The sequence below is a fragment of the Nostoc sp. CCY 9925 genome (assembly GCF_963920935.1).
Taxonomy (GTDB): Bacteria; Cyanobacteriota; Cyanobacteriia; order Cyanobacteriales; family Nostocaceae; genus Nostoc.
The window spans coordinates 91,005-97,405 of sequence record NZ_CAWUDO010000024.1; the positions used below are offsets into that span (position 1 = coordinate 91,005).

3 protein-coding genes are annotated in these 6,401 nt (G+C 40.6%); 2 read left to right on the forward strand and 1 reads right to left on the reverse strand.

Features of this window, described 5'->3' with window-relative positions:
* Together ACM0OY_RS15115 and ACM0OY_RS15120 are read left to right on the forward strand one after the other, a co-directional pair.
* On the forward strand, positions 1 to 555 hold the full coding sequence (locus tag ACM0OY_RS15115) for a GAF domain-containing protein (RefSeq protein WP_414569656.1): 555 nt from the start codon (positions 1 to 3) through the stop codon (positions 553 to 555).
* 219 nt (positions 556 to 774) lie between these two features.
* Positions 775 to 1,068: an antibiotic biosynthesis monooxygenase family protein gene (locus ACM0OY_RS15120; RefSeq protein ID WP_414569657.1), complete on the forward strand. Its 294-nt coding sequence runs from the start codon at positions 775 to 777 to the stop codon at positions 1,066 to 1,068.
* 23 nt (positions 1,069 to 1,091) lie between these two features.
* Here ACM0OY_RS15120 and ACM0OY_RS15125 read toward each other — a convergent pair whose 3' ends face one another.
* On the reverse strand, positions 1,092 to 5,951 hold the full coding sequence (locus ACM0OY_RS15125; RefSeq protein ID WP_414569658.1) for a PAS domain S-box protein: 4,860 nt from the start codon (positions 5,949 to 5,951) through the stop codon (positions 1,092 to 1,094).
* Positions 5,952 to 6,401 lie beyond the last annotated feature (450 nt).

Sequence of the window (6,401 nt, forward strand, 5' to 3'; positions counted from 1 at the left end):
ATGAATCAGCCAGATATTACTGCGGCGATGCCTACGGCGGGCTGCGCCTACGCCAATATTATAGAATCATCTCCAACACCCGATGTTCTCTTTCCTCTGTTGTTACCAGCTGTGGGTGAGTTTTTGCAGTGCGATCGATGTTTTCTATATTTGCACAATCCGCAAATGAATCTTGGTAAAGTTGCCTTTTGTTGGGTTCGCACGCCAGATGTACCAACAATTTACAGTGAAAAGTGGGAACCACAGCCTTTATCTTTTTCAGATGAAGATCCAATGTTTAGGGCTGCACTACATGGGAAACCTTCAATCTTTGTAGAAGATGTAGAAACCGCTGATTCTGAAGTTTTAAATCGCAAATTTGAACAGGAAAACTTTGGTCACCGTGCCCTAATTCATGCCCATATTCAACAGGATGGTCAACTCTGGGGTGTTTTACAACCATGCATTTTTGGTCATCCTAGAATTTGGACTGGATATGAACGAGTGGTGATTAATAATATTGTCCAAAAAATCACTCCTTTGACAGTTGATTATGTCAAGTCTGCTTTTGATTAGCTGTTTTTTCTTATCCTTCTCGCCTTGCTGAATTTACAGATGAATATCTCACGTAAAGGCGAGGCAGCGCGTTGGGCGGCTCTGCCGACTTGAAGCGACTGCCGTCGCAAAGACGCAAAGAGAAATTTATAATTTTATCGTACATTTATGCAAGGCTTCTATTTCTAGCTCTCTTTCTTGCGTCCTTATAACACAAACTTAATTCTCACCAAATACTTTATGATTCTTGAGGCTGTGATACTTAATGTTAAACCCGGTTCTGAATCCGACTTTGAAGTGAATTTCAAAAAAGCTTCTAAAATTATTTCCTCAATGAAGGGATATTTATCCCATGAATTGCACAGATGCATAGAAGTACAAGATAAATATTTATTACTTGTCAGATGGGAAACTTTAGAATCTCATATTGTGCAATTTCGAGGTTCTGCTGAGTATCAAGAGTGGAAGAAACTTCTGCATCATTTTTACGAGCCATTTCCCACAGTTGAGCACTTTCAAGAAGTTGAGATTTAGATACAGATTACTAATCCCTGTAATTATTTGGTCAATTCCATAATTTTCTCAAATTGAAAATTATGAGCTAAATCGGCGACAAAGTTTCGCACGGCAGCACTTTCAAATGGTATTTGCTCAATTAATTCTAAAATGAGGTCATCGCTGCATTGAGCTGCGGCATTGTATATTTGTTTCACCCATTCAGGTGGCAATGCAGATATCATAGTAGCTAAATCTGTAAGCGTCAACATTGATTCTGCTGTCTCTTGATTTCCATTTATTATCTGATAGGTTTGTTCTTGATAAATATATTGGACATCTAAATATTTTCTCAACTTTTCTAGTAATTCATTCTCACGGAAGGGCTTGTTAATAAAATCATCACAACCCGCTTCGATCATTGCCTCTCGTTGTTCCTCAAAGGCATGGGCAGTTAAGGCAATAATTATAGTGTCAGTTCGGGTAATGGGGGATTGTAAAATTTGTTGCGTGTGCTGAATTTCTCTAGTTTTAATAATTTTTGTGGCTTCGTAGCCGTCCATGATTGGCATCCGCATATCCATTAATATGAGATGTGGTTGCCATTGTTGCCAAAGTGCGATCGCCTCTTGACCATTTGCAGCTTCTTCTACAACAAAACCGATGGCTGTGAGAATTTTTATTAGCACTAAACGGCTATCTGTAGAATCATCAACTACTAAAATGCGGTATTGATTTTGAGCAGGCGCTAAACTGGAAACTCGCCGTGTAGCCTGCTTGACGTGTACTTCACTGGCTGCGGCTAAACCAATTTGAATATCAAAGCTAAATTTACTTCCCTCACCAACACTGCTGGTGACATTAATATCTCCCCCCATGAGTTGCACATATTTGCGACTAATTGCTAAACCCAGTCCTGTTCCTTGTTGCGATTTCCTTCCAGTTTCAGTTTGCCCAAAAGCTTGAAACAACAAGTTAATTTCTTCTGGGGCAATACCGCAACCAGTGTCTTGGATCTCGAAGATTAGGGATTGGGGAGAGGACACGGAGATGGGGAGAGGCGGGGACAGGGAGAAGTTTATTATCTTTGCATCCCCGCGTCCCCGTGTTGCCGCGTCTTCTTTGCCATGCCCCATCCCCACCCGCAGCATCACTTTCCCAGTATCGGTAAATTTAATTGCATTTCCCAGGAGGTTGAGCAAGACTTGACGCAGTTTACTTTCGTCAGCTTGGATAACCTGGGGAAGGTCAGATGTATATTCAAATACCAATTCTAATCCTTTGGAAGTGGCGCGGAAACGCAACATCTCTTCAAGGTTTTCCAAGAGGTGAATTAAGTCAAAACTGCTGAGATTCAATGTCATTCTTCCAGCTTCGATTTTAGACATTTCCAGAATGTCGTTAATTAAGTTGAGAAGATGTTCGCCAGCACGATTGATGATTGCTAGGTTTTGTTGATGTTCGGTAGATAAAGCATCATCGTGGCTCATGAGTTGGGTAAAACCAAGGATGGCGTTCAATGGGGTACGCAGTTCGTGGCTCATGTTGGCGAGGAATTCGCTTTTGGCGCGGTTAGCAGCATCGGCAACGATCGCAGCTTCTTGCAGTGCTTGTGATTGCCTTTGCATTTGTGTGAGCAATTGTGCCTGCTGTAAAGCAACTGCTAACTGATTGCTAATTTGAACTACTATATTGACTTCTTCTGGCTTCCATTGGCGGAGATCGGAATTTTGATAACTTGCTAGCAACCCCCAAAGCTGATTACCAGATAAAATAGGGACAATAATGTAAGCCTTTGCCTGAAAGCGTTCCAAGAGTTTGATATAAACAGGATGAAGCCCAGCGTTGTAGATATCTGGGATGCAGCTGAAACTTGCACTTTGTGTGTACAGATTTTGGAGGTAAGTATTTTGTGTTTTGTTATCCAACCGATCCCAGATTTTCATGAGGCAACGGCCATTTTCTAAGACATCTGCTGTCAAATGAGGGTCATTTTTTTGTTCTTCGAGCAGAGAAATCCAGCCCTCTGTTACTGACTCAGAGATAAATTTGCCACTCCAGTTGGGATTGAAACGATAGACAGCGACCCGATCGCAGTTAAGTACTTGCCGTAATTCTTGGGTTGTCGCCGCAAATATAGTCTCTAAATCCAGTGTTTGGCGCATCCTTTGAATCACTTGAGCGATCGCTCTTTCCCGTTCTGCACTCTCACGCAAGGCTTCTTCTGCTAATTTTCTTTCGGTAATATCTGTAATCATACCGATGTAGCCTTTAATTTCTCTATCGTCTCCAAATTCTGGCAAAGCTTGACAAATTACCCAAACAATTGAGCCATTCTTATGACAGAAGCGATGTTCGTACTGATATTTTTTACCGTATATTGTTGCTTGATCCCATGCTAGTAACAGCTGCTCGCGGTCATCTGGATGCACGGCATTTACCCAACCTGTACCCAAAGATTCTTCAACACTGCAACCAGTAATTTCACTCCAGCGTTGATTAAAATATAGTATACTCCCATCAACATCGGTATAAAATATACAAGCTGGCGAAGCTTCTGCTAAAAGTTGATATCGCTGTCTACCTTCCTGCACAGCGAATTCTGCCAGCTTGCGATCGCTGATATCTGCCCAATAACCAACGCATTCAATTGGGTTATCATCTTCGTCACGAATTAACCTCATCTTTTCGTAGAACCAGTGATAAGTTCCGTCAGCGTGTAACCACCGATATTCGTAGGAATTGTATTCGTGCTCAACTAGCTTCTTAAATTTTCTTGAGACCAGTTCAACATCTTCTGGGTGGACGCGATCCAGCCAAAAATTCGGATTCTCAATAAATTCCCGCGCTTCGTAGCCAACCATTGCTCTAACATTCTTACTAATAAAAGTAGTGCTAAAGTCTCCTGATGTTTTCCTGCTATAAATCACTACAGGACTAGAAGTGAGCAGGTATTGTAGGCGTTCGTTTGCTAAACGCAGTTCTTGTTCAACGCGTTTGCGTTCAATTAACCCACCCAATTGAGCAGCAACAGCACTTACCAGTAGAAGCAAACGCCGATCTACTAATACTGAACTACGTTTAAAAAACACTAAAACGGCTAATACTTGTTTACCAGCCAGTATGGGAACGGCAAAACCAGCTTTTAATCCGACCTTTGTAGCTTGTAGCGATCGCACAAAAATCGGCTCCCTCACTTGGGAAACATCTTCTATCCATTCTGGCTCTTGGTTCTGCCAAACTCGCCCTGGTAGTCCCGCTCCGAAAGCAAATGTAACAGTTTTGCTTTGACGACAGAATTCTTCTAAACTGTCTTCCTGTCCATACCAACCCAGACTGTGTTCTAAAACGGTGTTATCTTCATTCGGTATCCAGGCTTCGCCAAAATCCCAACTGATGGTCTGACAAATTAAACGCAAAACCACTCTTAAGGCGTTGTTGACATCACTGGCGCGAGTAATGGCTTGGGTTGTCAACAGCAGCAAACGGCTTTCATTTTCTGCTTGCTTGCGTTCAGTAATATCTTTGGCGGTGCCTAGTACGCACCATTGTCCGTCGATGTCGATCATTTCCGCACTAAATAAAGTCGTCCTGATTTCTCCCGAAGAAATGCGAACATCAACTTCGTGGTTGCGAATGGCTTTAGTTCGTTCCAGAGTCTGGGTGACGAGATTATATTCCTCTGGATTCACCCAAATATTCAATTCTTCATCGGTGCGATCGATAACTTGAGAGCGAGAATAACCAAAAAATCGACAAAAACTGTCGTTAACTTCGATATAGCGTTTGTCAGGAACAGTAATTAAGGCAATTGGATCGGGAGATGACCGAAAAGCTGATGCTAACTTTTTTTCAGAAGCGCGTCGCGCTGCTTCTGCACGTTGGCGAGAGCGTACTTCCAGTACCAGAGAGAGTAAATTGCCCAAAGAACGAGCAAAATTTTGGTCTTCTAATGTCCAAGAATGGACACCCCCTACCGCTTCCAGACATAAAACTCCTACTGTTTTTCCCTCCAACCTGATTGGTGTATCCAGTATGGAAGTGATGTTTAATCTAGAGTAAGACGCCGAAAATTCTTTAGTTCTGGGATCAATGTGGGCATTATCTGTGGCAATTGGCTGGTCTTGCTGCAAAGCTGCAAAATAAGCTGGATAGTCTGCTACTAATAAACAAACTCCTTCGCTATGTTGATTGCGGCTCGCCTGAAATAAGTCAAGACACTGGATTTTTGTCCTTTTTTCGTCATACAGCCACACACTGGCTCGTTCCACCCCAATATTTTGGGTAGCTGCTTCTGTAATTGTACTCAAGGCTGCTTTCAAATCACCCTGATAAAGCGTTTGATTTTGTGCTAATCGCGTTAGTACTAAGTTATGAGTGCGGAGCTTAATCGCACTTTCATCCAGGATTTGAAAATTTGTTGGTAAAGTTTTACTAACGCTAATTTCTGGTAAGATTTCTTGTGTTTGTCTCTTGCGAATATTTAACTCAAATGCAAGGCGTTGACGCTCTTGAATCTCTTGTTTTAACTGTTTTTTTAGCCTTTGGATATTTAATTGTTTTTCTACGCGTAATAAAACCTCTTTAGTTTTGAATGGTTGAGTAATATAATCAACATTCTGAAAATCTAAGATGTTGGCTTTTTCAAATAATTCATCTGAAGTGCCGAAAAAAATTATCGCAATCTTTTGAGTTTTTTGTTTACTTTTCAAATGGTGGCAAACTTGATAACCATCCATATCTGGCAAGATAACATTTAGCAAAATCAAATCAGGAGGGGAAGCAAGCGCTGTATTGATTGCCATTTGTCCAGAAATAAAACTTTGCACTTGATAACCTTGACCTTGAAGGATATCTGATAAAAAATCTAAATTCTCTAAGTTATCATCAACTAATAAAATTATGATTTTTTGAGTATCCATATCAGGGATTGAGTTAATTTTTAATTACAAATTATTTTTGGAATCAAACTGAATAGGAAATCAGAAATTAAAGATTAGACAAAAAATATTTATGCAGCAGACAAAATGAACAAAGTCAGCACCAAGCCTACTCTAGGAAAGTACAGCGAAGCATAAAAATATCTATTCACGTATAGACGTGATTAATCGCGTCTGTAGGCACTCCCTATATGAAAGATATAAAAATGTAATAAATTACACAACAATAGCATGAAAATCTCTTAACTCCTACCCCCACTAATCAATACCTATTTTCAATCGAGAGATTAATGTAATAAATAATACAATGCAAATTATGAAAATATTTCTTTGTCAGTCATCAGTCAACGCTATCTTCAACAAAGATATAGGAATCCGGTTTGATTTCTGAAAAAAATCCGTACACTTCTAATACCCTTCTTCACTATTGCC

What these genes read in the sequence shown, in the direction of transcription:
- ACM0OY_RS15120 (WP_414569657.1), top strand. Translation starts at nt 775, where the DNA reads ATGATTCTTGAGGCTGTGATACTTAATGTTAAACCCGGTTCTGAATCC.
- ACM0OY_RS15125 (WP_414569658.1), bottom strand. Translation starts at nt 5,951, where the DNA reads ATGGATACTCAAAAAATCATAATTTTATTAGTTGATGATAACTTAGAG.
- ACM0OY_RS15115 (WP_414569656.1), top strand. Translation starts at nt 1, where the DNA reads ATGAATCAGCCAGATATTACTGCGGCGATGCCTACGGCGGGCTGCGCC.